The sequence below is a fragment of the Paenibacillus tritici genome, assembly GCF_018207515.1.
Classification (GTDB): domain Bacteria; phylum Bacillota; class Bacilli; order Paenibacillales; family Paenibacillaceae; genus Paenibacillus_AQ; species Paenibacillus_AQ tritici.
Window position 1 is genome coordinate 5,249,793 of sequence record NZ_CP073365.1, and the last position, 26,319, is coordinate 5,276,111.

The following is a 26,319-nucleotide window of genomic DNA, read 5'->3' on the forward strand; positions in this document are numbered from 1 at the left end:
GGATACACAAGAAGCGCTCCCCTCTGATGAATTTTTTCAGAGGGGAAGCGCCTTGGCTTACTTCATATAATTCAGCAGCATCTGCGCAGCTTCTGCACGGGTGGCAGGAGCCTTCGGAGCGAAGGTTCCGTCCGCCCGTCCTTTCACGAGGCCAAGCGCTGCCGCTTCAGCCACATGTCCTGCTGCCCAGTCCGAGATCTCGGCGGCATCCTTAACAGACAGGCTGCCCGCTGCGGCCGGACTTGATCCCTGCTGCTTATGGTAAGCACGCATCAGGATGACCGTCATCTCTTCGCGGCTGATCTCCGCATTCGGCTGGAAGGCTCCCGGCGACCGGCCGGTAATCAGGCCCGCCTGCACCATGCCGGAGAGTGCCTGCTGATACCAGGCGCCTTCCGGGACATCGGCGAAGGCGGCGGTACCGCCGTCGCCGCTTAAGCGCAGCGCCTTCGCTGTAAGCTGTACGAATTCAGCCCGGGTCATGTTCCTGGCAGGCTGATAGGCCAGCTCCGAGACCCCCTGGATCAGATGCTTCGCCGACAGCTCGCGCAGCGCATCAAACGCCCAGTGCATGGCCGGAACATCGCTGAATTGCTTGGAGTACTCCAGCAGCGCATAAGTGCCCTTGGCGTCAAGAGATGCCTTCAGCCCGCCGTCTTCCGCTACTCCGCCCAGATAAGTGAGAGAACCGTCACTTTCTACCCGGTACAGTCCAAGCAGCTTGGACTGGAATCCGTCAGCCGTCCAGCTCAGACTTACTGGCGCCGGATAAGCTTCGAGCCGGCGGAGCGTTCCGTCCGCCCCGGACAGGCTCAGATCATACTCCAGCAGCTTGCCCTTAAGCGTTACGCCGGCTTCTGTCTTCAGCACGGCCCCGTCCAGTGCCTTCAGCCCGGTCTTCAGCAGGAGCTTCGCACCGCTGAGCTGATCCGCAGGCAGGACTCCGGCCAGCCGCCCCAGCAGCTCCGACGCCAGGACAAGCCCGATTCCATCTCCCTGCACACGCAGTGAGCTTGTTCCGAGCAGCTCCCCGGCATTCACCGGCAGCTCCACCGCTGCTGCCTGTCCGAGCTGCACGGTCACGACACCGTTCACAGCAGGACTGCTGAGCTCAGCGGCTGAAATCACTACAGCCTTAGGCTGTGCACCAGCCGTTGGTGAAGGTGTTGGTGATGGCGATGGGGTTGCTGCAGGATTCCCCGACCAGGCAGGCGGGGTCGTCGGCGTTACGGCCTGACGGTTCACAGCCAGTTCGATGGACTCTGTCTTTAGTATATCCACATAGGGACGGTTGCCGATGATACGGGTGTTGATTACCTCCACCTTGTAGGCTCCGGCATCCGCAGCCTGAGTCTGTTCAATGGTCAGGCTGCTTCCTCCGGCACCCTCCAGTACAAGGTCATTCTTCAGCCAGCGGTAGCTCAGCTCTCCGTAAGTTACAGTGGCAACAACACTGAAGGTGACCGGGTTGCCTTCCGTTACCGGATTAGCAGACGCGGTGAACGATTGGACGGCGGGGGATTCATGGGCCGGATATACCTTGAGCGTAAGCTCTGTTCCGGTGATCCTGCCCGGATCCCCTTCTCCCTTGCCGGTCAGCACCACACGGTACTGTGTTCCGTTATTCTCCACTCCCGGAGTGAAGCGGTATACCGCTCCGGTAACCCCCGAAACCGGCACCCACTCTTCAGCTTCAGCGCCTCTCATCTCCCACCGGATGGACGCAATATCCCCCACCGGCTCAACCACCAGCGTCAGCGGTTCACCTTGAACGGTCTCCAGCAGCGGAGGCAGATCGGTCCCGAATGCCGGAGTGATCCATTCCTCCCCGGCCGGAAGCACCTGCAGGGTATATTCAGCTTCTCCGGTTAATCCGCCTTCGCCGGTCACGACAGCCTTATACCGGTAGCCGGTCATCGACTCTGACAACCCGGCGAGCGTCAGCGCCTCGCCCGTTCCAACGGGTTCACCATATCCTGCTCCCTTATCCACATACCAGGTATAGGACAGGGTTCCGGCTCCTTGGCCCGCAGCCCGGAGAATTCCGGTTGTTCCGGCCCGCAGCGAGCCTTCACTGACAATCTGCACCTCTGGTGCCTGGAGTGTCCATTTCGCCGTCAGCGTCAACTCGCCAGGTACCGTCCGGCCGGCGAAATCCCATTTCTCTACCCCGTTGTACCAGCCCTCCAGCTCATACCCTTGCTTCGTTACAGCCGGAGCGTTCAAGGGTTCACCGTACACCGCCTGAACGACTGTCTCGGCCGGACTGCCTCCATTGCCGTTAAAGGTCACCTTATAGAGTCCCTTGAGATATAGAGGCTGCGACTTGTTCCCGCTGTAATCCTCCATCACTGCGGTCACCACTTTAGCCGTTGAGGTGAAGCTCAGACTGGCTTTGGTCGTGCGGCCGCGGATAATCATCGGCCTGTTGGCCGCATCTCCTGAGAAGTAGGTTACCGGGAAGGACCTGTCCTTGCCGTCTTCATTGATGTACAGATACCGCCAATCTCTGGTAGTCGGCATCGGCAGGTTCAGCGTATTGCCGTTCCAGGACCAAGCTTCAGCATAAGGCTCCGACACCGTGTCGATAAAGGCTCCGTTATAGCTGACCTTGTCGGTATTGCCTGCTTGTACAGTCACTGTATACTCGTCACCGTTCACCGGCATATCCTGGAACAGGGCGGAAGTTGTGCCCCCCGGCAATGTCATCTCCCTAGATACAGGCTCCGGTGTAGTAATCCAGTTGGTAGACTTCACCGTAACCTTAACCGCGCCCTCTGTGGCACCTGGATTGGACCACTTCACCAGGAAATCACCATTCGCAGCAGACTCGGCTTCAACCCCGGATACCGCCGAATTCAAATCGAAGGATAGTGTGGCCGCAGCTCCTTCACGCCCGTCAGCACCTACTGCAACCACCTTCAGGACACCGGATTTGGACGGAAGCTTCTTAATATAGAAGGTCTCGTCGTATTTGCCGCCCATGAACTTGTCGTTCACGTATACATTGTATTGCTTCACCTTGGAATAATCAGGCTCCATCTCCCACTTCACAATCATCTCGTCCGTGCCGGGCAGAGCCTGCGCAATAGAGAGACCGGCAGGAGCGGACGGCAGAACAGCCGAGCCGTCATGAATGCGGAGCTGACCGATATTCATCTGGTAATCCGCAATCGTACTCTGTCCTGGAGTGAACACAAGACCGAATGCGGCGATATCCCGGCCGGCGTATGCTCCGAGATTCAATTCGGCAGACACCCAACCCGCCGTATGCTTGCCGCTGTCTGCAACAGGCACCTTCACTACTTCAGACGGATCGTCCTGGAAGATTAAGCCCGCACTCAGGACGGAGGCATCGTCAGCCGAAGGCTTGTTATAGGCGATCGACAGCTTGGAGTCCGCCTTAACAGAGAGGTCGCTCTTGTACAGGCGCAGGAAGTTCTCCTGATCCAGTGCCCCGTTCACTACCAGCGAGCTGCCGCCGTTATAGCCGCCGATCTGCTTGTAGTTCATCCGTGAATTGGCCGAGATGTCATATTCCGGGCCATAATCGAAATCCACATCCAGGCGGTTGCCTGTAGTATCCTGCCACCATTGCCAGGTCACCGGAACATCCTGCAGACTCATGTTGGACCACTCGTCCCCGCTGGATTCAGCTCCGTTCACATAATAGGACAGGCCGTGGCCAGTATTGAAGTCTGTATAGAAGTTGGAATCCTTCACCACCGAACGTTCCGCGATGACCGAAGCGATTCCCGGCCAGTAGCGGTTATCCGCATATACATCGGATACGGTATTCGTGGCTGACACCGCTGTATGTTCAGGATTCACGTTCGGTCCCGACCACCAGAGCTGCTCCCGGAGGTTCGTCATCCACTGGTATTTGTTATCCGAGCGGTTCGAGACCGGCCAGGACTTGTTCATATCCTCATCCAGTCCCGCATGGACAAAGTCAGCTCCCAGCGTAGCGAGGCTAAGGCGTGGAAGCCCCCCGGCCAGCTTATTGCTAAGCGCTGTGCCCTGTACGCTCTTGAAGCGGTCCCGCCCTGCCTCGAGTCCGGCGAAGCCTACATCGTAGAGGTCAAAGTCCGTCCCCTGTGAGCTATTCAGATTATTCAAATAATTCACCGCAGCATTGATCTGTGTATTGCCCATTCCATAATCGAAGAAATACGAGTTCGAGACCTGCTCCTTGGTTGTCTTGTCGTACAGCATTGAAATATTGTTATCGTTAAACGTTCTGGCGAAGGTATTTGCTCCCGAGGCCGTATTCAGTGAATCATACCACTGGACATACAGCCCGCCCTTTTGCAGCGCTTTCATAAAGGCCATATAATCAGGAACATCTGCCGGAGCAACGTTCGGGTTCTGCTCCTCCTGGTTCAGGAAGTAACCATCATATCCAAAGTAACGGGCCATCTCAATCATTTTCTCCGCGACCGGGAAGTTACCGTTCTCATCCTTCACGATCATCTGTTTGTAGGTCTGCTGCCCCCGGTCATTATTGGAGAAAAACACACCGGCCAGCGACATCACCCCGTTCTTGTGCGCAGCATCCGTATACGTCGGATTGGGAATATTCAGCATGCCGAACTCGAACCATTTCTGCTGCCAGTCGGACTGGGCCAGATCGTCGTAATATTCCGGCGGTGTATACGCCGTTGCTGTGCCGTGCCAGTAGGAATAATAGTCAATGTACTGCCAGAAATTGAAATGATATTGGGCAAATTTGTTGGTGTAGGGAGCATTCTCGATGAACGCATTCCCATAGTCGCCCGCTACGTTAATCATCTGCACTTCCGGATTCAGCGCAGGATTCGCCTGTGTCTGCTTGAAGGGCGTGATCCGCTGCTGTAGCGGCACCCGGGAACGCAGCAGCGCCGCATCCTGATCGGTCTGCGGACTCCAGTCCGCAATCTGATTACTGGTGTAGCCGTGTACGCTGGGCTGATTGGCTCCGTGTGCGCTTTCATCCTTGAACGGCCAGGTGTCTCCGGCCAGAGCTGTCTGCGGCAGCAGGGTAACCAGAAGCGCTGCGCTTAATACCGTTCCTGTGAGCTTACGAATTCTGCGTGTTCGGGGTTGAGATACCATTGTTCACTCTCCTCATTCTGGGGGTCATCCTCAGCTCCTCCGGTTCAGACACGGATTCATGAGAACGCATTCATAATGAAACGATTCACAATCATTAGAGTCACAACAAATGAATTCCAATTCCCTTCTCTATATTTGATTATCCAACTACTGTTCATCCAAGCTTACTATATAGCAGCTCCTGCCCCGTCACATAGAAGCGAAATTAAAGATAAGCTGGTCAAATTAAAGGAAAATGAGGAATATAGGCTGCAAAGATAAACATGGGCTTCGCCGCCTATAATAAACAAGTGGAAAAATGTAGCTTAATCCGCCGATGTCCGGGAGATGTACGGAAGCAAGTGGAAAAACAGCAACTACTATGGGCAGTTTCTCTACTATAGAGAAAATGGTGCTAATTTAAGTGCGCTTTATCCAATTACTGTCCCAGAAACGTCCATTTGTTCATCAGTAAGTGGAGGTAATCCATCTGCTGTTTTCGCTGACCTCATATTCAGGGGGAGGGCTTGTCCTGTATTTCAGAACAAGATCACTCTGCTGGTGGATAATGTAAAAAACTCTGCGGTCCAAACCACCACTCGTATGACTACCTCCCCATACCCGTCTGCCCATTTCCAGGGCATCCGGCCCACGCACCCCCGCTCCCGCACATTGTATTCGGTTTTTTCACATACATTCTAGACTCCTCATTTACTCCTTCAGCCTCCGGATCATTCAAAGAGTGGAAACGGCTTTAGTTTCAGCGAGAAATAGAAAAATAAGTTCAAAAAACAGCCCCCACCGGGAGCTGCTTGTGTACCGCCTTATTCTCTTCACTCACCCAACTTACTCAGAAGCCGGGTAAGGATCGATTCTCTGGATGGTTCCGTCTGCATTGTATTGGAGCTCGGTGTATTTCACGCAACGCTTGTGGTTAACCCCTTCCGATAAGGAGCTGTCGTGATAGAACAGGTACCACTTGTCTCCAAATTGCACAATCGAGTGATGGGTAGTCCAGCCGATGACCGGAGAGAGAATCTCGCCTTTGAAGGTAAACGGCCCCATTGGATTCTTGCTGATCGCATACACCAGCGTATGCTTCGTTCCTGTAGAGTAGGAGAGGTAGTAGTAACCGTTATACTTATGGACCCATGGGCCTTCAAAATATCTGCGGTCCTCATCCCCGGCCAGAATCGGGTTCCCCTCTTCATCCACAATGGATATCTCTGTTGGCTCCGCCTGAAAAGACAGCATATCCTCGCTTAAGCGCGCTACACGCGGCCCAATCGCCGGTGAATCCAGAGCAGGTCCCTCCGCATCCGGCACGAAGGTGCCGGTCTGCCATTTCTCCAGCTGTCCGCCCCAGAGTCCGCCGAAATAGATATACGACTGGTTGTCCTCATCCACTAATACCGCCGGGTCTATGCTGTAGCTTCCTGGAATATAATCCGGTTGCGGGTTGAACGGACCTGCCGGAGAATCGGAAGTGGCAACGCCGAGCCGGAAGATGCCGTCATGGTCACGGGCCGGGAAGAACAGGTAATAGGTATCGTTCTTATAAGCTGCGTCAGGAGCCCAGAGCTGCTTGGATGCCCAAGGAATATCCTTCAGATGCAGCACCTGGCCGTGATCGGTCACAGGGGAATCGAAATTGTCTATAGACAGAACATGATAGTCTTCCATCTTATACTGGTCGCCGTTATCATTGCTTGGTTCGTCATGGTCGAGATCGTGGGACGGATAGATGTAGATTTTGCCTTCATAGACATGGGCGGACGGGTCCGCCGTATAGATGTGGGTTACCAGTGGTTGATTGGGTTGTGGTGATGATTTCATAGGACATCTCCTTTGGTGTTGGAATAATAGAATCTCTCAAAATAAGCAGGACTTGCATTAGCCGCACCATCGCCCGAGGCGTGCAGACCCAGGCAGACCCCTGTGAATCCGCCGTTCAACTCCGGTGACAGGACGGAGACATGGATCTGTTCCTCGGCGACATGCCAGGTGACGCCATCCTCCGAATAGGAGCAAACATAGAACAGGCCGTCAGAATGTAAACGGAGCTGAACCGGACCCTGACCGCTCACCTCATACCGGTGAACCTGCCTCTGCTCCCCGTTCTTGACCACAAGCTCTATCACCCGGCTGCCGCTGCGTCCAGCCAGTCCCCAGAAGAGATACCCCCGGTTGTTCAGACGGGCGGCCAGTCCGGCATGTTCGCCTTCGCGAACCGGATCGAAGTCAAGGCTGACTCCCAGCTCCATCCGGTGATGCTGCTGGCGGATACAGGCCAGCACGGCGGGCGCTTCATCGTCCAGCGTGTAGGCATTGCCCCGGAGGGTAAGGTTCCCCTGGCGTTCTGTCCAGGAATAACGCTCTTCCTCATAGCTGCGGAGAAAAGCCCATTCCGGGCCGAAGCCCCCGCTCAGCTCCATACGCTGAATACTAACCTCGGCACTGCATTCAGCAGCGGATACTACCGTACCTTCATTGTTGTCAATCATCGGCCAGCCGTCTTCCGTCCACGTGACCGGAGCCAGGAAGGTCTCTCGGCCCAGCGGAGAATATTTGCCTTCCACCGGGCGCATCCCCAGGAAAACCGCCCACCAATTGCCCTTCGTATCCTCCACGAGATCAGCATGTCCGAGGCACTGGACCGGATGGTCCTTCAGCCCGCGGTGAGTCAGGATCGGCTCCGGCTTATCCTCGAACGGCCCGTAAGGTGTGCTGCTGCGGGCAATAATCTCGCGGTGATCCACCGAGGTGCCGCCTGAAGCGGTCATCAGGTAGTAGACACCTTTGATCCGGTACAGATGCGGGCCTTCGACCCACGGACCTTCATCCCCGCTCCAGATGTTTACAGGCTCAGACAGCACCTTACCTGACACCGGATCAATCTCATACTGAATAATATGGGATTCGTAGCCTGCCCCGTTCTGCACAGTCACATAGGCACGCCCATCATCATCGAAGAACAGGGAGGGATCGATTCCCCCATGCGGCAGCAGGATCGGATCAGACCAGGGACCCTCAGGCTTGTCCGCAGTGACATAGAAATTCCCGATCCCTCTGACATCCGTAGTAATCATATAAAAGCGGCCCGCATGATAACGTATCGTAGCGGCGTAAATGCCGGACGAGCTCTTGGTTGTTCTCAGATCCAATTGCGACTCCCGGGTTAACACATGCCCAAGCGGTGTCCAGTGGATCAGATCTCTGCTATGGAAGATAGGCACGCCCGGGAAATACTCGAAGGAGCTGTTGATCAGATAGTAATCTTCATCTACACGGACTACACTGGGGTCAGGATAATATCCGGCGATCACGGGATTGCGATAATTCATAGAATGCACCATATCCTCCCTCTAAAATGAAAGCAAGCGTTTACAATCAACATTATCATTTTACAAGCCCATCTTGTTTTTTCCCATGCACATAATAAAGAACTTCCCCCGAAAATTATAAGACATGCCGCCCTTCTCCGATTGTAATCTATATAAAAACTCCCTGCTCGCCATTTTGCTAGAGCAAATGGTCATTTTTTGCTGAGTTTAGCGGTAGCCCCAAGTACTCTCAGCCGACAAAAAAAGAGGGCCGTCCCCAGTCATCATCTGACCTTGCGGGACGGCCCTCAGCTTGGTAATGGTGCGCTGCTACAAGCATTGCTAATATAGCTTAACTGCCGCGGCCGGAGGTCAAACATTCTCTGGAGTCACTGCAATTCCATACTAGAAAATACAAGCTCAATCTCTCTAATCCGCCGTATTCAAAACCTCCTACTGCCTCACCCTTCTGGCAAAATCCACGAACTGAAATTTGTCCAGCCGGTGTCTGGATTCGGTGTATTGAAACAGCACGGTGTTCTCCAGATACACGTAGTTCCGCACTACCACAATATGTTCGTATTTTTTCAGATCCAGCAGGCGGCCATCCTCCTCGGTTGAGGGCTCCACAGAGATCAGCTTTTTCGCATAACTGATCTTCAGCCCCAGCCCGGTCTCCAGATATTCGTAAATAGAGCCTTCTGCGATCTCCTTGCTCAGGAAGGGAACAATATCGGCGCGGAAATAGTCCTTGTCCAGAATAATCCGCTCTTCTTCAATCTCTCTGGCGCGGATCACCTTCCAGACCGGAGTATCCCCGGCAATGTGAAGCTGACTGGCCAACAAGGAGCCCGCCGGCTCCAGAACCGTCTCCTCCACAAGGGTCCGTGAGGGTACCCCGAGAGTCCCGGACATTTCCTGGAAGGATATCAGCCCGGTCACCGGAAAGTCCATCCGGGTCCTATCCAGCACGAAGGAGCCTCTGCCTTTGATTTTGTTGATGTACCCCTCACGGAACAACAGGTTCAGCGCTTTGCGCACGGTCTCCCGCGAAGTCTTGTAGGCCTCCGCCAGCTCACTCTCGGAAGGCAGCTTAGTCCCTGGCGTTAACTGGCCTGATTGGATGCGGCTGCTGTATTCCGCGTAAATCTGTAAATATATATTTTCTCTCATTTATAATCACCGTCCTATATTGTAACACGCCCTTGCTTAGCTGGTTATGAACAAACTGATTACTCACGGGTGAGTGCATTTATACACCTCATTGAGGCTCGTCCACCAACTTTTGGGTATTTAAGTGTATTTATACACTTCATTTGGGCTCCTACGCCAACTTTTGGGGATTCAAGGGTATTTTTACACCTCATTGAGGCTCGTCCGCTAACTTTTAGGGATTCAAGTGTATTTATACACTTCATTTGGGCTCGTCCGCCAACTTTTGGGGATTCAAGTGTACTTATACACCTCATTCGACCTCGTCCGCCAACTTTAAGGAATTAAAGTGTATTTATACTCCTCATTCAGGTTCGTCGGCCAACTTTAAGGAATTCAAGTGTATTTATACACTTCATTCGGACTTCCCGTCCACTTTCAGCCGGTTCAGCGGGATTTATCCCTCTCTTCCCGCTCCCCACTTCCCCGCCATCCAGTCATCTTATCTTCCCCCCATCTATAGAAAAACAGCCCCGCAGGGCTGTTCCTCTCCTTACCATTCTCACCTGCTCCGCTCAGATTACCCCTTGAGGTGAACCGTTAGAATACTCGTCTGCTTCGCAGTGACAGGTCCACTCTTCTCCTCGATCCGCTCCACCATCTCCTGCCCGGCAGGGATAATAATCGGGGTAATGATCGGGTAACCGGCGGCGCGGATGGCGTCCATATCGAATTCCAGCAAAAGCTCGCCGGCCTGTACCTTATCCCCGATATTTTTGCGCGCGGTGAACCCGCTGCCTTTGAGCGACACAGTGTTGATCCCTACATGAATCAGCACCTGGACACCGCTGGCGTGCTCCAGAATTAGCGCATGTTTGCTCTTAATTACATGGGCAACGGTAGCATCGAATGGAGCGTATACCTTGCCCTCCGAAGGTTCAATGGCAATTCCTTCACCCATTTGCTTCTCGGCAAAAGCGGGATCAGGAACCTGCTCCAGCGGTACCGCAGTTCCGCTCAGCGGTGACGCCAGCTCCAGAATATTCACCGGCTCCTGCGAGCCTTGAACGGAGCTGCGGCTATTCAGCTCGTTGCTTGTGTCTGTTGGACCGGATACCGCCGCGCTTACTCCAGCCGCTTCCGGTTTGTTCGCGGCCCGCTGCACGGCTGCCCGGCCATACAGCACAGTGGCTACAAACGGCACGATCAGCACGATAGCCATTCCGATGAAGAACACTCCCCACTGGTTAGGGAAAATCGACAGGAATCCGGGAACTCCCCCTACGCCAATGGAAGTTGCGCGAACCTGATTGATGGTCAGCAGCACTCCAGCTAGGGCAGAGCCGATCATCCCGAAGATGAACGGGTAGCGGTAGCGGATATTCACCCCGAAGATCGCCGGCTCGGTGACACCGAGGAATGCCGAGATGGAGGACGTTACAGCCAGACCTTTCGTCTTCTGTTCTCTGACTACGAAGATCATGGCGAGCGCCGCAGCACCCTGGGCAATGTTGGAGAGAGCCAGCATCGGCCAGAGGAAGGTGCCGCCTTCGCTGCCGATAAGCTGAACATCCACGGCCAGGAACGTGTGATGCATCCCCGTAATAACCAGCAATGCATAGAATCCCCCGTAGATTACGCCGCCCAGAATTGCGAAATGATCGAATATATAGACCAGCCCGGAGGTGATTGCATTGGCAATACCGAACGTAACCGGACCGATGATGGTGAAGGCCAGGAACCCTGTAATCAGCAGAGTCACCGGCGCTACCACCAGTAGTTTGACAGAATCATGGACCCGCTTATTCAGGAACTTCTCAATGCGGGCCAGAATATAAGCCGATACCAGGACCGGCAATACCTGTCCCTGATAACCGATCCGCTCCAGATGCCAGCCGAACAGGTTCCAGGTCGGAACGGTCCCGTTCGTAGAGGATTCTGCGTATCCGTAAGCACTTAATAAATCCGGATGAACCAGAATAAGTCCTAACACAATCCCGAGCAGCGGACTGCCCCCGAAGCGGGTCACGGCCGCCCAGCCGATCAGCGCAGGCAAGAAGGTAAATGCCGTGCTGGCAATCGTATTGATAATCGCGGCGATATCCTTCCACTGCGGATAGACATCCACCAGCGACTGGCTGAAGAAAATCCCCGGGCCCGTCAGCAGATTATTGATCCCAAGCAACAGACCAGCAGTGACGATGGCCGGAAGAATCGGAATGAAAATATCGGCCAGCGTCTTAATCGCCCGCTGAAGCGGATTCTGGTTGCGGGCAGCGGCAGATTTCACCTCATCCTTGGAGGAACGGGCACCGCCGGTCAGTTGAATCATCTCATCATATACTTTATCTACCGTTCCCGGTCCGATCACAATCTGGAATTGCCCCTGGGAAGAAAATTGTCCTTTGACCAGGTCATTTGCGTCCAGCGCGGCCGAATCCACCTTGCTCTCGTCATAGAGCGAGAATCTTAGCCGGGTCACACAATGCGTCGCAACCTCAATATTCTCCTTGCCTCCAACCGCCCGGACAATCTCTTCAACATTTTTGCGGTCTATAGCCATATTTTCACTCCTCGCGTAGTTGATAAATGTTTAGTTGATATTGCTTCTATAAGTATATTCCCTTAGGAATGACTTCCTCAGTTCTGACTGATCAGCCACATATATGAGGCGTACGGGCTTAACCGCAGCTCTTGCGTGAATGCAAGATCCTCTTCCGTATTGCCTAGCAGAAGCTTATCCTTGCTTCCCGCACTTAATGCAGCCCAGTGATTGTCCGGCAGCCGGAACGTAATCTCTTTGCTGCTGAAGTTCGAGACCACCACAAGCGCCTCACCGTCTCCCGTCCGTGCATATGCGAACACCTCGGGATGCCCATCGTCCAGCCTGCGGTATAAGCCTTCGATGAAGACCGCATGTTTTTTGCGCAGAGCAATCAGCTTGCGGTAGTGATGGAAGATAGAATCCGGCCGCTCCAGCTCCCTCTGCACATTGATATCCGGGTAACGTTCATCCACCTTCAGCCAAGGTGTACCGGTAGTGAATCCGGCATTCGTGCTGTCCTCCCACTGCATCGGGGTACGTGAATTATCCCGCGAGCGTTCCTGAAGGATAGCAAGAGCTTCCTCTGGGGTTGCCCCCTGCTCACAGAGAATACGGTACATGTTCAGCGATTCAATATCACGGAACTCTTCGATGCTCTTCCATCTCGGATTCGGCATCCCGATTTCTTCACCCTGGTAGATATACGGTGTGCCCTGAAGCCCATGCAGTGTTGTTGCCAGCAGCTTGGCGCTTTCTTCGCGGTAAGTCTTATCGTCGGTGAATCTGGAGAGGGCACGTGGCTGATCATGATTGTTGAAAAACAAAGCGTTCCAGCCCCCGCCCTCCTGCATGCCGATCTGCCATTCACTGAACAGCCGTTTTAAAGCCTCGAAATCGTAGGGCATCAACTCCCACTTCCGGCCGTTCGGATAATCCACCTTCAGATGATGGAAGTTGAAGGTCATAGAGAATTCCCGCTGCTCCGGGTTGGAATACCGGATGCACTGTTCGAGCGTAGTGGAGGACATTTCGCCGACCGTGATCATCTCATGCGGGCCAAACACCTCATCATACATCGCCCTGATGTATTCATGGACACGTGGACCATCGGTGTAGAATTTCCGCCCGTCCCCCGGTGGCACACTACCGTCATCGTCCGGGAAGCGCTGGTCCTTGGAGATTAAGTTAATGACATCCATCCGGAAGCCGTCCACCCCTTTGCGGGCCCAGAACAGCATCATCTCATTCACCGCTTGGCGGACCTGCTCGTTCTCCCAGTTCAGATCAGCCTGTGTTTTGTCGAACAAGGTAAGATAATATTGGCCGGAAGCTTCATCGAACTGCCAGGCGGGTCCGCCGAACTTGGACTGCCAGTTGTTCGGCAAGCCGCCGCCGGGAGCCGGGTCTCTCCAGATATAATAATCACGGTACGGATTATCCTTGCTGGAAATGGACTGCTTAAACCACTCATGCTCCGTCGAGGTATGATTGACAACGATATCCGTCATCAGCTTCATTCCGCGCCGGTGCAGCTCCTCCACAAGCTCGTCAAAATCCTCCATCGTACCGAAATCCGGGTTAATCCGCTCATAGTCGGCAACATCGTAACCGTTATCATGTCCGGGCGAGACATAAACCGGCTGCAGCCAGACGATATCAATCCCCAGCTCCTGCAAATAATCCAGCTTCTCCGTCAGACCTCTTATATCTCCTGTTCCGCTACCTGTCGTATCCTTGAAGCTCTTCGGGTACACCTGATACACTGTGGACCGCCGCCACCATTCCGAATGCCGGGCTTGGCTCAAAGTTAGCACCTCCATGTAGAATTTCTGTGTTGTCCTCCAGCAAAAATCGCTTTATTGTCATTCATTACACTTGTATATACAAGATCAAACACCTCACACAGTGTAAACCTGTATATACAGGTTGTCAATATGGCTGACTGTTGGAAGATGTTGCAGAGTTGACTATTGGAGGATAATGCATATAATACTGACTGCCATGAGCGAACTGCAGTCGCAGCATTGCTGCCCCCAGCTCAACTCCGATTACCGGTTATCCTTGCGGAGTATAATTAGCAGGTGATTTAACGGGTGATTTAGTGGGTGGATCAAGAGTGGATAAGTAGCTGGCCCGGCAGGGGATTAACGGGTGATTTGGTAGATGGTGGAGTATTAGATGGGTAGTTAATTAGGTAGATAGTGGGTAGATAGTTGATTGATAGTTGATTGATAGGTAGTTGGTAGGTAGTAGATAGATAGTTGATTGATAGGTAGTTGGTAGGTAGTGGATAGATAGCTAGTGGGTAGATAGTTGATTGATAGGTAGTTGAGAGGTAGTTAGTTGATAGTTAGTTGATTGATAGGTAGTTGAGAGGTAGTTAGTTGATTGATTGATTGATAGCTGGCGGCAGGATACTCGCGGATATAAGGTAAGCAGGTGGAAATTGTACATTTAAATTCCGTCAAATAGGCTTCAGAGGGAATTTAATTGGATAAACAGCATCTACTAGGTTCCATTCCCCTGCCTCTGGGCATTTGAAGCAAAATTAAATGTACTTTTTCCACTCGTTGTCCTACTTTTGTCATTCTGCGTTAAAGCAAGTGCCCTTTTTCCACTTGCTTCAAGCAGTCAGCAGCGCGATGGCGTGGCGAGGGACAGCGACTTTGTTCCGCAGTTGGCGCGACGAGACGAAGTACAGATTGCCCTCCCCCTTCTCCATTCGTCTACTTCTGGCGGCATCCGGCATAATGAGGTGCACTAATTACTTTTCATTGGCTCCTTTAGCACGCGTCCGCCGAATTCAGGTGCACTACTGCTCTTCATTAGCTTATTTAGCACGCGCTCACTAAATTCAGGTGCACTACTGCTCTTCATTAGCTCATTTAGCACGCGCCCACCGAATTCAAGTGCACTACTGCTCTTCATTAGCTGATTTAGCACGCACTCACTAAATTCAGGTGCACTATTGCTCCTCATTAGCTTATTAGCACGCATCAGGTGAATTCGGGTGCACTCTCATAAATTCCCAAACAATAAAAAAACAGCGCCCCCTCCCCGGATGCCGGAGACAGAAACGCTGCCTATTACTAGTCCTCTTCACCTCACTGTAACTCTTTATACCTCTTTGAATCTCTCTGTATCTTTCTGTATCTTTCTGTATCTTTCTGTATCTTTCTATACCTCTTTTATCTCTGAATATCTCTTTATATCTCCATAACTCTCTTACTCCTGGTTACTCCAAATACCCCTTAACCAGACCCAGCGGCAGCAGCTTTGGCTGCTCGCAGGTGGTGGTCAGCTCGGCGTAACGCTTGGAATCGGAGCTGGTGTGGAAGGCGTGCATGATCTCCAGCACATGATTCGCCAGCTCGCCGTTAGCGCGCGGGGTCTCTCCGGTCTCGATACAGCGGGCCATATCGGCCACGCCGATGCCCCGGCTGTTCCCCTCATAGCTGTGAACCACCGGGATTTCCTTGAAGTCCGGGCTATGCGCCGGACGCAGCAGGATGGGTCCGCTGAAGGTATTCGGGTCCGGTACAATCAAGGTGCCCAGCGAGCCGTAGATTTCGATTCGCGGCAGCGTGCTGTGCCAGACATCGAAGCTGGTAATCATCGTAGCCACGGCACCGCTGGCGAACTGAATCGTTCCGGCCACATGCGTAGGCACTTCGACATCCACCACCTTGCCGAACTTCTTCTCACTCGTGATCGTCCGGGTGGGGAAGGAGGTTTTGGTCATGCCGCAGACCGTTGTAGCCGGGCCCAGCAAGGACACCAGAGCCGTCAGATAGTACGGACCCATGTCAAACATCGGGCCGCCTCCGGCCTGATAATAGAATTCAGGGTCCGGGTGCCAGCTCTCATGACCATGGCAGAGCATGAAGGCCGTGGCTGCTACCGGCTCGCCGATATAGCCGTCCGCAATCAGCTTCGCGCAGGTCTGCAAACCTCCACCAAGGAAGGTATCCGGGGCGCAGCCGAGGAACAACCCTTTTTCCTGTGCCAGCTGAACCAGCTCCGTCCCATGCTCAAGCGACAGCGACAGCGGCTTCTCCACATACACATGCTTGCCTGCGAGCAGAGCCTGCCTGCACACCTCGAAATGATAATTAGGCGTCGTCAGATTCACGACAATCTCAATCTCGTCTGAAGCGAGCAGCTCCTCTGTCGTCCAGACATTAGGGACTCCATAGGTCTCCGCTGCCTGCTGTGCCCGCTCCAGGTTAAGATCCGAACAGGCATAGACCTCTGTATTCACGAAGGTTCCGGTCAAATTCTCAAAATAAATACTGCTGATATTTCCGCAGCCGACGATCCCTACCTTTACTTTACGCACGCTGTTTCCCACCTTGTCCCGGTTTATTATTTGGCTGCCCACAAGAAGCCCCGACGCATCAGTTCCTTGGCTTCCGGAATATCGAATACATCCGCATGATGTCCAAGCGCGTTATAGAATACCTTGCCCTGACCCCATTTCTTCGTATAGACCACCGGCATTGTGATGACACCGTTGGCCGAATGCTCCCCTTCGCTCATTACAAAAGTAGTGGTAGCCAGTACATTCACCGCCGGATCAACATGCAGATAATACTGCTCTGACTTCACCATGAAGTCCTGCATACCCTCGACAATCGGGCTGGAGCCAGATTTCACGATATTCACTTCATAATCCACTCCATCGTTGAAGGGATGCGCCACCCATTGTGATCCGGTCAAAAATTGCCATTCTGTATTGGTACGGAAGGAGTCGCACATCCCGCCGTGACAGCCTGCAATACCTACGCCGGAAGCCACCGCCGCCAGAACCGACGCACACTGCTCCCCTTGGATCTCGCCCATCGTCCACACCGGCACAATCAGATTCAGAGCCTTCAGCGCCTCGGCATCGTTGAAGCTGTCCAGCGTATCCGACACTTCAACCTCGAATCCTTCATTGGTGAGGATATCTGCAAAAAGCGCCCCTACCTCATTCGGTTCATGCCCGTCCCATCCACCTTTTACAATCAATGCCTTCTTTGCCATATCAAGCTCTCCTTTGTATCTTAAGATTAAATTTGGGTTGTAGAATGATTAAACTTACCTGAAGAAATTGTAATCCATTGCGGGCATTTCTGCTCGTCATTTTGCTTGTGGGAATGGTCATTTTTTGCTAAATTTAAGGTTGTATCCTGCGAATAGCAGAGCATCACTGAAACCGCTTCCTGGGGAAATCGCCGGGAGGATGAGAACAGGAGCAATCATGAGAGCTTTTCACGAGAACAGAACGTATGGATCGGCGTTCCCCTTCACCGCCTTTGTAAGTCACAATATAGATTTCCTGGCCCACTGGCATCATGATCTGGAGATTGTCTATGTCCTGGAGGGCTCCATCCGCATGGGGATTAACTCCGAGACACGGGTGCTGGCCGCAGGGGATCTGGCCGTATGCAGCAGCGGCGATATTCATTATTATGACAGCAAGAACAGCCAGTCTAAGCTGCTGATGATTATTTTCAATCCATCCCTGATCGGATATCCTGCAGGCTGGCCCTTAAATATGCGGCTGATGTCCCCTTTTCTGGAGAACCAGCCGTCTACACCGGAAGTTGAGATTACCTATCACCGCCTGCCCGCGATCATGCAGGAGCTGCTCCAGGAACATACCCGGAAGCTTCCGCATCACGAACAACTGATGACCGGGCTTTTGCATGAGCTGTGCGCGTTGCTCCTGCGGCATATGCCTCTGGATATCGTCAACCCTCACAAGGACAAGCGGCGCATTACGAATATGAAGATCATGCAGGAGGTGCTGGAATACCTCGACGTCCATTACATGCACCCCATCACCCTGGCCGACGCCGCGCGGCACGCCAATATGAGCCTGTTCTATTTCTCCCGCTTCTTCAAAAGCATCTCAGGCATGAGCTACGTGGCGTACCTGAACAGCATCCGCGTCAACCAGGCAGAACGGCTGCTGCTGGATACCGACAAAACCATTCTGGACATCGCGCTGGAATGCGGCTTTTCCAATATCCGTACCTTCAACCGTGTGTTTAAGCAGGTCAAGCTGCGGACACCTAGCGAGCTGCGATAGAATGAAATATGCTTAAAGAGAGAGTTAAAAACCTCGCACAGGAGAGTATCCTTGCGGGGTTGTTTTTGCGATTCATGGAACATTCTTACTCCACTCTGTTTGTACTGTAGGCTTACTGTAATAGGTTCATATACGTTGCCAAAATAGAAACTGCGAATATATTAATATATCCCCAGTAATAAGGAGGCGTATCCATGTCCAATCCCAATATTCCAAACCTCACTCCTTCGATTACATTATCTAGGGATGATGTCATCAATCTCCTCTTCTCTTCTATAGCCATGGAAGAGCTTGGACTAGCCCATATCATTAACGCAGAAGGCGAGAAAATACAATTCGCTCTGGGTACGCTCCCGGGGATCAGCGGTCCCCCAGCCACGCTGGCCCAGGTGCTGGAGGTCAATAACAGCGCCCAGGCCATGCTGGACAGCATCTTCCGGCAGGAGATAATGCTCGATTCCAAGCTCAAGACCGCCGCCAACATTCCATCCTTGGTCGGACCTACCGGCCCTGCTGGACCTACCGGGGCCGCGGGGGCCGTTACCAGTGTCAACGGCCTAACCGGCGATGTTGTGCTGGATGCCGACAACGACGTCTTCCCCATTAACAATAATGAACCCTCCGGCAGCACGATGGCTAATTATAACGATCCCGGTGTCTATAGCTCGTCGAACCCGAACGGTCCGGAGCCGCCAGATGGACCAACCGGCGTCGACCATTCTGCCGTCTGGACTATCTATGTCTCCCGCGTAGGCAATTATGTGCAGCAGCTCTACATCTCCAATCCTTCCCTCTACTACCGCAGCAGCCAAGATGGCGGGGTCACCTACACTGACTGGATTCCCATCGGTGAACGAGGACCGACGGGACCGACAGGAGCAACAGGAGCCGGCGCTACCGGGGCTACCGGCCCTACCGGAGCCACTGGTGCTACCGGCCCTACTGGCGCTACCGGAGCCACCGGCGCTACCGGAGCCACCGGCGCCACGGGCGCTACCGGCGCTACCGGCGCTACCGGCGCTACCGGCGCTACCGGCGCTACCGGCGCTACCGGCGCTACCGGCGCTACCGGCGCTACCGGCCCTACTGGCGCCACCGGTCCTACTGGCGCCACCGGGGCCACTGGTGCTACCGGCGCTACCGGCGCCACAGGCGATACCGGCGCCACAGGCGATACCGGAGCCACAGGCGATACCGGTGCTACTGGCGCCACCGGCTCTACTGGCGCTACCGGGGCCACCGGCCCTACCGGGGCTACCGGGGCTACCGGCGCTACCGGGGCCACTGGTGCTACCGGCACTACCGGAGCCACCGGCGTTACCGGTGCTACCGGAGCCACAGGCGCTACCGGCGCTACCGGCCCTACCGGCCCTACCGGAGCCACTGGTGCTACCGGCCCTACTGGCGCTACCGGAGCCACCGGCGCCACGGGCGCTACCGGCGCTACCGGCGCTACCGGCGCTACCGGCCCTACTGGCGCCACCGGTCCTACTGGCGCCACCGGGGCCACCGGCCCTACCGGGGCTACCGGGGCTACCGGCGCTACCGGGGCCACTGGTGCTACCGGCACTACCGGAGCCACCGGCGATACCGGAGCCACAGGCGCTACCGGCGCTACCGGAGCCACAGGCACTACTGGCGCCACCGGCTCTACTGGCGCTACCGGAGCCACCGGCACTACCGGCGCTACCGGAGCTACCGGCCCTACCGGGGCTACCGGCGCCACCGGCACTACCGGCGCTACTGGGGCCACCGGGACTACCGGCGTCACCGGAACCACTGGTGCTACTGGCGCTACCGGGGCTACTGGTGCTACTGGTGCTACCGGGGCTACCGGTGCTACTGGTGCTACTGGTGCTACCGGGGCTACCGGTCACATCGGCCCGACTGGCCACACTGGCCCGACCGGAGTATTATCCACTGAGCTTTTATTCGCTACCCTGTCAACAAATGCTGTCATTAATCCTTCAGGCCCCGTACCCTTTGACACCGTTACAACAAGAGTAGGAAACAATATCACACTCTCTACTACAGGTACGACCAAAGGGCAAATTACTCTGGCCGGTAATCATATCTATTTGGCTATGTTTTCTGTGGCTACTAGTACCAACAATTCCTCTTTTCAATTCTATAGAAATCTAACAACTCCCATTGCCGGTACCCAGACCTTAACCACGAATTCCAATGTTAATCAAAGTTCTACTGCTATTATTAATCTATTAGGTGCACCTAATGCCATTTTAACGGTTCGAAGTATATCGGCTAGTGTAACTATGCGTGGAAGTTCTAGTGAAGTAACAGTAGTAATGTTAAAATAATCAACAACCGCCCACTCCACGCAGTCTTTCAATGCGGATCAATCATTTTTAATGCAAAGACGTAAACGCTCGTACATCGTGGGAAAGTTATCATATCCTGCCTGTGCGAGCTTTTCATTTGTTATGGAGATCGAACAATCAACCCTTGCCCTTTCCCCGAAAACTAACTACAATACACGTATTCCAACAAGCAATGACTCAGGAGGCACTTTACCTTGAAGGCTCAGTCCCGCAACTCTGCAAGCAAACGCAACACCGTCTATATCATGCAGCTCGTAACCATTTTTCTCGGCTTCGTAGTCTTTGGCATCTCCGAAAATATTAAAGGACCCGCCATCCCGCGGATTCAGCTGGCCTTCAACCTTAATGAAGGACAGCTCGGCACGCTGCTCTCCCTGAATGCGCTTGGCTATCTGATCGCCTGCTCGTTCACCGCAGTGCTTGTCCGCAAATGGGGCATCAAGGCAGTCACTATTATTTCGTTCGCCTCCATGGTCCTCTCGGGAGTGCTGATTTTTCTGTCTCACAGCTATCCGCTGTTCGCTTCCTCTTACTTCCTGATGTACATCGGGAACGGGATGCTGGAGATTGGACTGGCGATTCTGGGGGCACGTATTTTCGTCAAAAACACGGGGATGATGATGAACCTGTCCCATTTCTTCTATGGACTAAGCTCGACTGTAGCACCGTTATTGGCTACCGGGGTGATGTCGCTGAGTGTACTCGGGCATACGCTGGACTGGCGGGGGATGTATCTGGTCATGCTGTCGCTGTGTCTTCTGCCGATCCTGTCGGCGCTGCGCGGCACGTTTCCCGGTGATGATCTGCCGAATGAGGACCGTACCTCCTTCCGTACCCTGATGCGTGATCCCGCGCTCTGGATGATGGTGATGATTCTGTCGTTCGGCGTTGTCTCGGAGCTGGCCGTGGGCGGCTGGCTGGTTAATTTTCTGGAAAAAGCCTATGCCTGGGATACTGTCCGCGCTTCCGGCTTATTGTCGGCCTTCTTCCTGCTCTTCTCGCTGGGAAGGCTGTTGATCGGCCCGCTGACAGACAAGATCGGCTTCGTACTCTCGCTGATTATCTTCTCCTGCTTCTCGGCGGTCTGTACCTTCATCGCCTTGGCTGGCGGGGAAAGTCTCGCCTTTCTCTTCGCTATATCCGGGGCCGGAATCGCTATTATCTATCCTACCGTGATGGCTTTTATTGCCCGCCGTTACCCGAACGGAAGCGATACAGCCATTACCTTTGTCGTCACGTTGATGGGTCTCGGAAGCGTCATCGGCAATTACATCATCGGCTGGGTGATTGAGACCGTCAAAGGAGTATACGGCAGTACTTCAGAGCTTGGCCTGCTGCGCGGTCTTCAGGCGGGGTACGGCTTCATCGGCTTATGCGCGGCCGTCTGCTCCGTGTCGGGGATTGTGCTGTATGTATATTTGAAGCGGAGACAGGAATTGATCTGAGAGCCGGATTAGGGAGGGCAGCAGCCCCCCTCTGCTCCTGCCTTTTACAAATATGCCTGAAGCTGTTGCAGCACCACCGCGTACCCGTTCCCGTACATATGAACACCGTCCATCGTGTACTCTTCCTTCAAGTTCCCTTCTTCGTCAGTTAACCCTTCATTGACATTAATGAACAGATATCCATGCTTAAGCGCAAGCTCCTCCACGGCCCGATTCGCTTCCAGCAGCGTCGCATTGGTTCTCGTTCTGAAGTAGTTCTCTCGCATCTCCTCATCCATCCCGGGAAAGTCGGCCTTGGCGTTCACCGGATAATACGCCATGACATACACCTTGCACTCTGGCAGCCTTGCGGCAATCCTGGTCAGAATTTCATCGTAATTCGCAAGCAGCTTCCCGAGCTCATATTCACCATCCGCTGAGCTGATGTCGTTGGTGCCAATATTAATGAACAGCCTGGAAGGCGCAAGCTCCAGCACACACTCCTCCAGCGACTCCAATAATTCACGTGTCACATAGCCTGCAATCCCGCGGTTATACAGAATCGGCTGCTTCTCCAGCGTCTGCTGTAATTCATTCACCGGAAAAAACTCCATCAGCGAGGAGCCCGCCAGTACTGTCTGCCCCTTCTTGGCATATGTATTCAGAATAGAATACTTCTTCACCTTCTCTTCTTTCTCTCTCTGCCACTGAAGCTCCATCATCTCGTCAAGCTCTTCCTGGGTCAATCTAATCTCCTCCGTTCTGATACTCTTCGCTACTATTCTACTATTCTACTATGGTTATACTTCATTCCCAAGCTTGTGACTCCGTCCCAATGATGTCCGAAATATGCTAATTCATCTCCATGTAAGGTTTTTGTTCTATGCACACGTGTTCCGAAATACCTTAGATATCGGGTGCGGTCAGAGGTGCACATCTGGCTCGATTGCCCGCAAGGTACCGGTACGCCGGACCTCAATTCTACTGTTGAAGGGCGGAATGTTTTTTGAAAAAGGTTGTAGGCTTGCTTCTGTCGGTTGTCATGTTGTCTTCGTTCTATGTTGCCAGTCCTCCCAAGGTATCTGCCGCGACCCCCATTGTGGTCAATGCTACGATTGTAGTTCCGGCAGGCCAGACCTTTAACGGCAGCGGCCAGACTTATGTGGCCAATCCGAGTACCCTTGGCGACGGCAGCCAGGCAGAGAACCAGAAGCCCATCTTCCGGCTGGAAAAGAATGCTACCCTTAAAAATGTAATTATCGGCGCTCCCGGCGCAGACGGGGTGCACTGTTATGGAAATGCAACCCTCTCCAATGTGACCTGGCAGGATGTCGGCGAGGACGCATTGACGCTGAAGGCCTCCGGTACAGTCAATATCACAGGCGGCGGTGCGTACAAAGCTTACGATAAAGTATTCCAGGCGAACGCTGCGGGCACCATCAACATCAAGAACTTCAGAGCCGACGATATCGGCAAGCTGGCCCGTCAGAACGGCGGCACCTCCTATGCCGTGAACTTCACCCTGGACAACTCGGATATATCGAATGTTAAGGATTCCATCTTCCGCACAGACAGCAGCAGCAGCGCCGCCCGGATCACCAATACCCGCTACCGCAATGTGCCTACCCTGTTCAAGGGTTTTGCCTCGGGCAAGACCAGCCAATCGGGCAATACGCCATATTGAGGTTAGCTTAGGTTAGTTAAGCTGGCGTAAACTATACACAGATTTCCACTAACCGCCTCCCTTTCGGCTTCGCCGGGATGGAGGCGGTTTCAGTCTGCGATTTGATCTATTTTGGACACATCTGCCTCTCTCAACTCTATCGACAGTAGCTCGCGTGATATGCTATCATGATAAACTGATAACGTATTAACGAACTAAAGTAACCGATGCTGCATGCAATCTACTAGGGGGATTAGAGAGATGAAGAGACAAGGAATATGGGTTCTATTCGTAATACTGGCCGTTGCCGTAATCGCCGGCTGTTCCAGTTCAGGAGGCAAGGACGGGGAGCTGGTGATCGGCATCGACGACAAATTTGCCCCGATGGGCTTCAGAGATGATAACAATGAGATTGTCGGCTTCGATATTGACTATGCCAAGGCGGCTGCCGCGAAGATGGGCCGAGAGGTCACCTTCCAGCCGATTGACTGGTCCGCCAAGGAGTCGGAGCTGAACAGCGGACGGATTGATATGATCTGGAACGGATACACCATCACGGATGAGCGTAAGGACAAGGTATTATTCACCAAGCCCTATCTGGAGAATAGTCAGGTAGTAGTTGTGCTGGCGGATTCAGCGCTGACTAAGCTTCAGGATCTGGCCGGCCACGAAATCGGACTGCAAAGCCTCTCCTCCGCTGCCGATGCCCTGGATGCGAATCCGATCAAGGCGGAGCTTGCAGGCGTGTCCGAATTCACAGATAATGTGCTGGCTCTGACCGACCTGAAGTCCGGGCGTCTGGATGGAGTCGTCATTGATGAGGTTGTGGCCAGATATTACATAGCCAAGGAACCGGACACGTATAAGCTGATGGAAGAATCACTGGCCCCTGAGCAATATGGCATTGGCATCAAGAAAGGCAATGAAGACCTGCTGGCGGAGCTGCAGAAGGCGCTGGACGAGCTGAGCAGTGACGGCACCGCCGCTGATATCTCCACCAAATGGTTCGGCGAGAACAAGGTTCTGAACTAAGACATGAATATCGAATATATTATCAGAATTTCCGGACCGATGCTGGAAGGCGCCCGGACCACGGTGCTGCTGTTCCTGATCGTAATCGTATTGTCCATTCCGCTCGGGATGCTAGTCACCCTGATGGCCAAAAGCACAGTTAAGCCGCTGGCTTGGATCGCACACACTTATATTTACGTCATGCGCGGAACTCCGCTGCTGCTGCAGCTTTTCTTCTTTTGTTTTGGCTTGCCGCAGATCCCCGTGATCGGGCAATATCTGGTCATGGACCGTTTTGTGGCGGCCAGCCTTGGGTTTATTCTGAATTACGGCGCTTATTTCGCCGAGATTTTCCGTGGCGGGCTGCTCTCGATTGATAAAGGCCAGCATGAGGCCGCCAAGGTGCTCGGACTCAGCAAATGGCAGACCCTGCGCAAGGTAATTCTGGCCCAGATGTTCCGGGTGGCTCTACCTGCGGTCGCCAATGAGTCCATCACCTTGGTTAAGGACACGGCTCTACTGTATGCCGTGGCTGTGCCTGAGCTGCTGAATTTCGCCAAAACCGCGGTGAACCGTGATTTTACCGTCACTCCCTTTGTCGTAGCGGGCGTCATTTATCTGCTGATGACGCTGGTGCTTACGCTATTCTTCAAGATGCTGGAGAAACGTTTCAAATTTGAATAGAAGGGCTGTTAGGCTATGAGCAGTATGATTGAAGTACGGCAATTACAGAAATCCTTCGGCAGTCTGGATGTGCTGAAGCAAATCACTTTTGACGTCACCCCCGGTGAAGTCGTTGCCGTGATCGGACCTTCCGGCTCCGGCAAAAGCACCATGCTCCGCAGTCTGGTGCATCTGGAAGAGGTCACTGGAGGAAGCATCTCGATCTGCGGCAAAATGCTTGTCGAGAACGGCAGCTACACCAGCAGCACAGCGATTAGGGAAATCACCTCGACCATGGGCATGGTGTTTCAGCACTTCAATCTCTTTCCGCATCTTAGCGTAAGAGATAACCTGGAGCTGGCTCCGAGAACGCTGAAGCGCGAGAGTGTGCAGCAGATCACGGCCAAAAGCCGGGAGCTGCTCGCCAAAGTAGGTCTGGCTGACAAAGCGGATGTCTACCCCTCCACGCTGTCAGGCGGACAGAAGCAGCGCGTGGCTATTGCCCGGGCAATGATGCTAAGCCCGGACATTCTCCTGTTCGACGAGCCGACCTCGGCGCTCGATCCTGAATTGACCGGCGAGGTATTGCGTGTCATCCGCCAGCTTGCCGAGGAGAACATGACGATGATAATCGTCACGCATGAGATGAGCTTCGCCCGCGATGTCGCCGACCGCGTCTTCTTCATGGACAACGGAGAGATCGCCGAGTCGGGCACACCCGACGAGATCTTCGGCAACCCGAAGCTGGAGCGTACGCGGGCGTTTTTGATGCGGGAGTAGGTATTCGGGAAGCTTGTAGAGACCAAAAAAAGTAGCGCTTCGTTTAGCACTTAAAAGGACTTTGTTTAATGCGAGTCCTTTTTCTTCTTTTTCTCCCAACGATTCTATAACCTCCATATGTACAACTAATCTTTGGTATTCGTTTAATAGACGATCCAATTCCCTCGATTTCTTCAATATGCGATCATCCAATAAACCGTATTCTTTAACCAACCCGTTCATTTCCTTTCGTCTAACAAGAGTTACCCAACTACGAAAAAACCTTTTAGG

16 protein-coding genes and 1 pseudogene are annotated in these 26,319 nt (G+C 53.5%); 7 read left to right on the forward strand and 10 right to left on the reverse strand.

The annotated features are described in order from the left end of the window. Window positions 1–57: 57 nt before the first annotated feature. From KDC22_RS22720 to KDC22_RS22755, 8 genes are all read right to left on the reverse strand, one after another. The gene (locus tag KDC22_RS22720) at window positions 58–5,094 is read right to left on the reverse strand and encodes an endo-beta-N-acetylglucosaminidase (RefSeq protein ID WP_211720414.1); all 5,037 of its coding nucleotides are present in this window, start codon (window positions 5,092–5,094) and stop codon (window positions 58–60) included. 825 nt (window positions 5,095–5,919) lie between these two features. Then, the gene (locus KDC22_RS22725) at window positions 5,920–6,909 is read right to left on the reverse strand and encodes a glycoside hydrolase family 43 protein (RefSeq protein ID WP_211720415.1); all 990 of its coding nucleotides are present in this window, start codon (window positions 6,907–6,909) and stop codon (window positions 5,920–5,922) included. Next, on the reverse strand, window positions 6,906–8,417 hold the full coding sequence (locus KDC22_RS22730) for a glycoside hydrolase family 43 protein (RefSeq protein ID WP_211720416.1): 1,512 nt from the start codon (window positions 8,415–8,417) through the stop codon (window positions 6,906–6,908). The genes KDC22_RS22725 and KDC22_RS22730 overlap by 4 nt, the downstream gene beginning before the upstream one ends. A 432-nt stretch (window positions 8,418–8,849) precedes the next feature. Then, on the reverse strand, window positions 8,850–9,569 hold the full coding sequence (gene treR, locus KDC22_RS22735; RefSeq protein WP_211720417.1) for a trehalose operon repressor: 720 nt from the start codon (window positions 9,567–9,569) through the stop codon (window positions 8,850–8,852). 559 nt (window positions 9,570–10,128) lie between these two features. Then, entirely contained in the window at window positions 10,129–12,111 is a 1,983-nt protein-coding gene (treP, locus tag KDC22_RS22740) for a PTS system trehalose-specific EIIBC component (protein ID WP_211720418.1), read from the reverse strand. 77 nt (window positions 12,112–12,188) lie between these two features. After that, window positions 12,189–13,913 (reverse strand): alpha,alpha-phosphotrehalase, encoded by a 1,725-nt coding sequence (treC, locus tag KDC22_RS22745; protein WP_211720419.1) that lies wholly within the window; start codon window positions 13,911–13,913, stop codon window positions 12,189–12,191. Between the two features lie 1,415 nt (window positions 13,914–15,328). Then, on the reverse strand, window positions 15,329–16,432 hold the full coding sequence (locus KDC22_RS22750) for a Gfo/Idh/MocA family protein (protein WP_211720420.1): 1,104 nt from the start codon (window positions 16,430–16,432) through the stop codon (window positions 15,329–15,331). 26 nt (window positions 16,433–16,458) lie between these two features. Then, window positions 16,459–17,118, reverse strand: a complete 660-nt coding sequence (locus KDC22_RS22755) for a ThuA domain-containing protein (protein ID WP_211720421.1) — start codon at window positions 17,116–17,118, stop codon at window positions 16,459–16,461. 217 nt (window positions 17,119–17,335) lie between these two features. Between KDC22_RS22755 and KDC22_RS22760 the strand changes: the two genes are divergently transcribed. From KDC22_RS22760 to KDC22_RS22770, 3 genes are all read left to right on the forward strand, one after another. Next, complete coding sequence (locus KDC22_RS22760) at window positions 17,336–18,169, forward strand: AraC family transcriptional regulator (RefSeq protein ID WP_211720422.1); 834 nt, start codon at window positions 17,336–17,338, stop codon at window positions 18,167–18,169. A 194-nt stretch (window positions 18,170–18,363) separates the two neighbouring features. Further along, on the forward strand, window positions 18,364–20,487 hold the full coding sequence (locus KDC22_RS22765) for an alpha-helical endospore appendage domain-containing protein (RefSeq protein WP_211720423.1): 2,124 nt from the start codon (window positions 18,364–18,366) through the stop codon (window positions 20,485–20,487). Window positions 20,488–20,753: 266 nt separating this feature from the next. Then, window positions 20,754–21,953: an MFS transporter gene (locus KDC22_RS22770; protein WP_211724145.1), complete on the forward strand. Its 1,200-nt coding sequence runs from the start codon at window positions 20,754–20,756 to the stop codon at window positions 21,951–21,953. Between the two features lie 44 nt (window positions 21,954–21,997). Here KDC22_RS22770 and KDC22_RS22775 read toward each other — a convergent pair whose 3' ends face one another. Continuing rightward, entirely contained in the window at window positions 21,998–22,678 is a 681-nt protein-coding gene (locus KDC22_RS22775) for a GDSL-type esterase/lipase family protein (RefSeq protein ID WP_211720424.1), read from the reverse strand. Window positions 22,679–22,974: 296 nt separating this feature from the next. On the opposite strand from KDC22_RS22775, the gene KDC22_RS22780 reads away from it, so the two are divergent. From KDC22_RS22780 to KDC22_RS22795, 4 genes are all read left to right on the forward strand, one after another. Next, window positions 22,975–23,616 carry a pectate lyase gene (locus tag KDC22_RS22780; RefSeq protein ID WP_211724146.1) on the forward strand — a complete coding sequence of 214 codons (642 nt, stop codon included), beginning with the start codon at window positions 22,975–22,977 and terminating at the stop codon, window positions 23,614–23,616. 240 nt (window positions 23,617–23,856) lie between these two features. Then, window positions 23,857–24,627 (forward strand): amino acid ABC transporter substrate-binding protein, encoded by a 771-nt coding sequence (locus tag KDC22_RS22785; protein WP_211720425.1) that lies wholly within the window; start codon window positions 23,857–23,859, stop codon window positions 24,625–24,627. A 3-nt stretch (window positions 24,628–24,630) separates the two neighbouring features. After that, complete coding sequence (locus tag KDC22_RS22790) at window positions 24,631–25,290, forward strand: amino acid ABC transporter permease (RefSeq protein WP_211720426.1); 660 nt, start codon at window positions 24,631–24,633, stop codon at window positions 25,288–25,290. Between the two features lie 15 nt (window positions 25,291–25,305). Further along, window positions 25,306–26,049, forward strand: a complete 744-nt coding sequence (locus KDC22_RS22795) for an amino acid ABC transporter ATP-binding protein (RefSeq protein ID WP_281424928.1) — start codon at window positions 25,306–25,308, stop codon at window positions 26,047–26,049. A 141-nt stretch (window positions 26,050–26,190) separates the two neighbouring features. Here KDC22_RS22795 and KDC22_RS33885 read toward each other — a convergent pair. After that, a pseudogene (locus tag KDC22_RS33885) lies at window positions 26,191–26,271 on the reverse strand (Spo0E family sporulation regulatory protein-aspartic acid phosphatase); the annotation flags it as partial. Window positions 26,272–26,319: the final 48 nt, after the last annotated feature.

What these genes read in the sequence shown, in the direction of transcription:
- KDC22_RS22795 (WP_281424928.1), top strand. Translation starts at nt 25,306, where the DNA reads ATGAGCAGTATGATTGAAGTACGGCAATTACAGAAATCCTTCGGCAGT.
- KDC22_RS22725 (WP_211720415.1), bottom strand. Translation starts at nt 6,909, where the DNA reads ATGAAATCATCACCACAACCCAATCAACCACTGGTAACCCACATCTAT.
- KDC22_RS22730 (WP_211720416.1), bottom strand. Translation starts at nt 8,417, where the DNA reads ATGAATTATCGCAATCCCGTGATCGCCGGATATTATCCTGACCCCAGT.
- KDC22_RS22720 (WP_211720414.1), bottom strand. Translation starts at nt 5,094, where the DNA reads ATGGTATCTCAACCCCGAACACGCAGAATTCGTAAGCTCACAGGAACG.
- KDC22_RS22765 (WP_211720423.1), top strand. Translation starts at nt 18,364, where the DNA reads ATGTCCAATCCCAATATTCCAAACCTCACTCCTTCGATTACATTATCT.
- treR (WP_211720417.1), bottom strand. Translation starts at nt 9,569, where the DNA reads ATGAGAGAAAATATATATTTACAGATTTACGCGGAATACAGCAGCCGC.
- KDC22_RS22790 (WP_211720426.1), top strand. Translation starts at nt 24,631, where the DNA reads ATGAATATCGAATATATTATCAGAATTTCCGGACCGATGCTGGAAGGC.
- KDC22_RS22785 (WP_211720425.1), top strand. Translation starts at nt 23,857, where the DNA reads ATGAAGAGACAAGGAATATGGGTTCTATTCGTAATACTGGCCGTTGCC.
- KDC22_RS22755 (WP_211720421.1), bottom strand. Translation starts at nt 17,118, where the DNA reads ATGGCAAAGAAGGCATTGATTGTAAAAGGTGGATGGGACGGGCATGAA.
- treC (WP_211720419.1), bottom strand. Translation starts at nt 13,913, where the DNA reads ATGGAGGTGCTAACTTTGAGCCAAGCCCGGCATTCGGAATGGTGGCGG.
- treP (WP_211720418.1), bottom strand. Translation starts at nt 12,111, where the DNA reads ATGGCTATAGACCGCAAAAATGTTGAAGAGATTGTCCGGGCGGTTGGA.
- KDC22_RS22770 (WP_211724145.1), top strand. Translation starts at nt 20,754, where the DNA reads ATGCAGCTCGTAACCATTTTTCTCGGCTTCGTAGTCTTTGGCATCTCC.
- KDC22_RS22780 (WP_211724146.1), top strand. Translation starts at nt 22,975, where the DNA reads ATGTTGTCTTCGTTCTATGTTGCCAGTCCTCCCAAGGTATCTGCCGCG.
- KDC22_RS22760 (WP_211720422.1), top strand. Translation starts at nt 17,336, where the DNA reads ATGAGAGCTTTTCACGAGAACAGAACGTATGGATCGGCGTTCCCCTTC.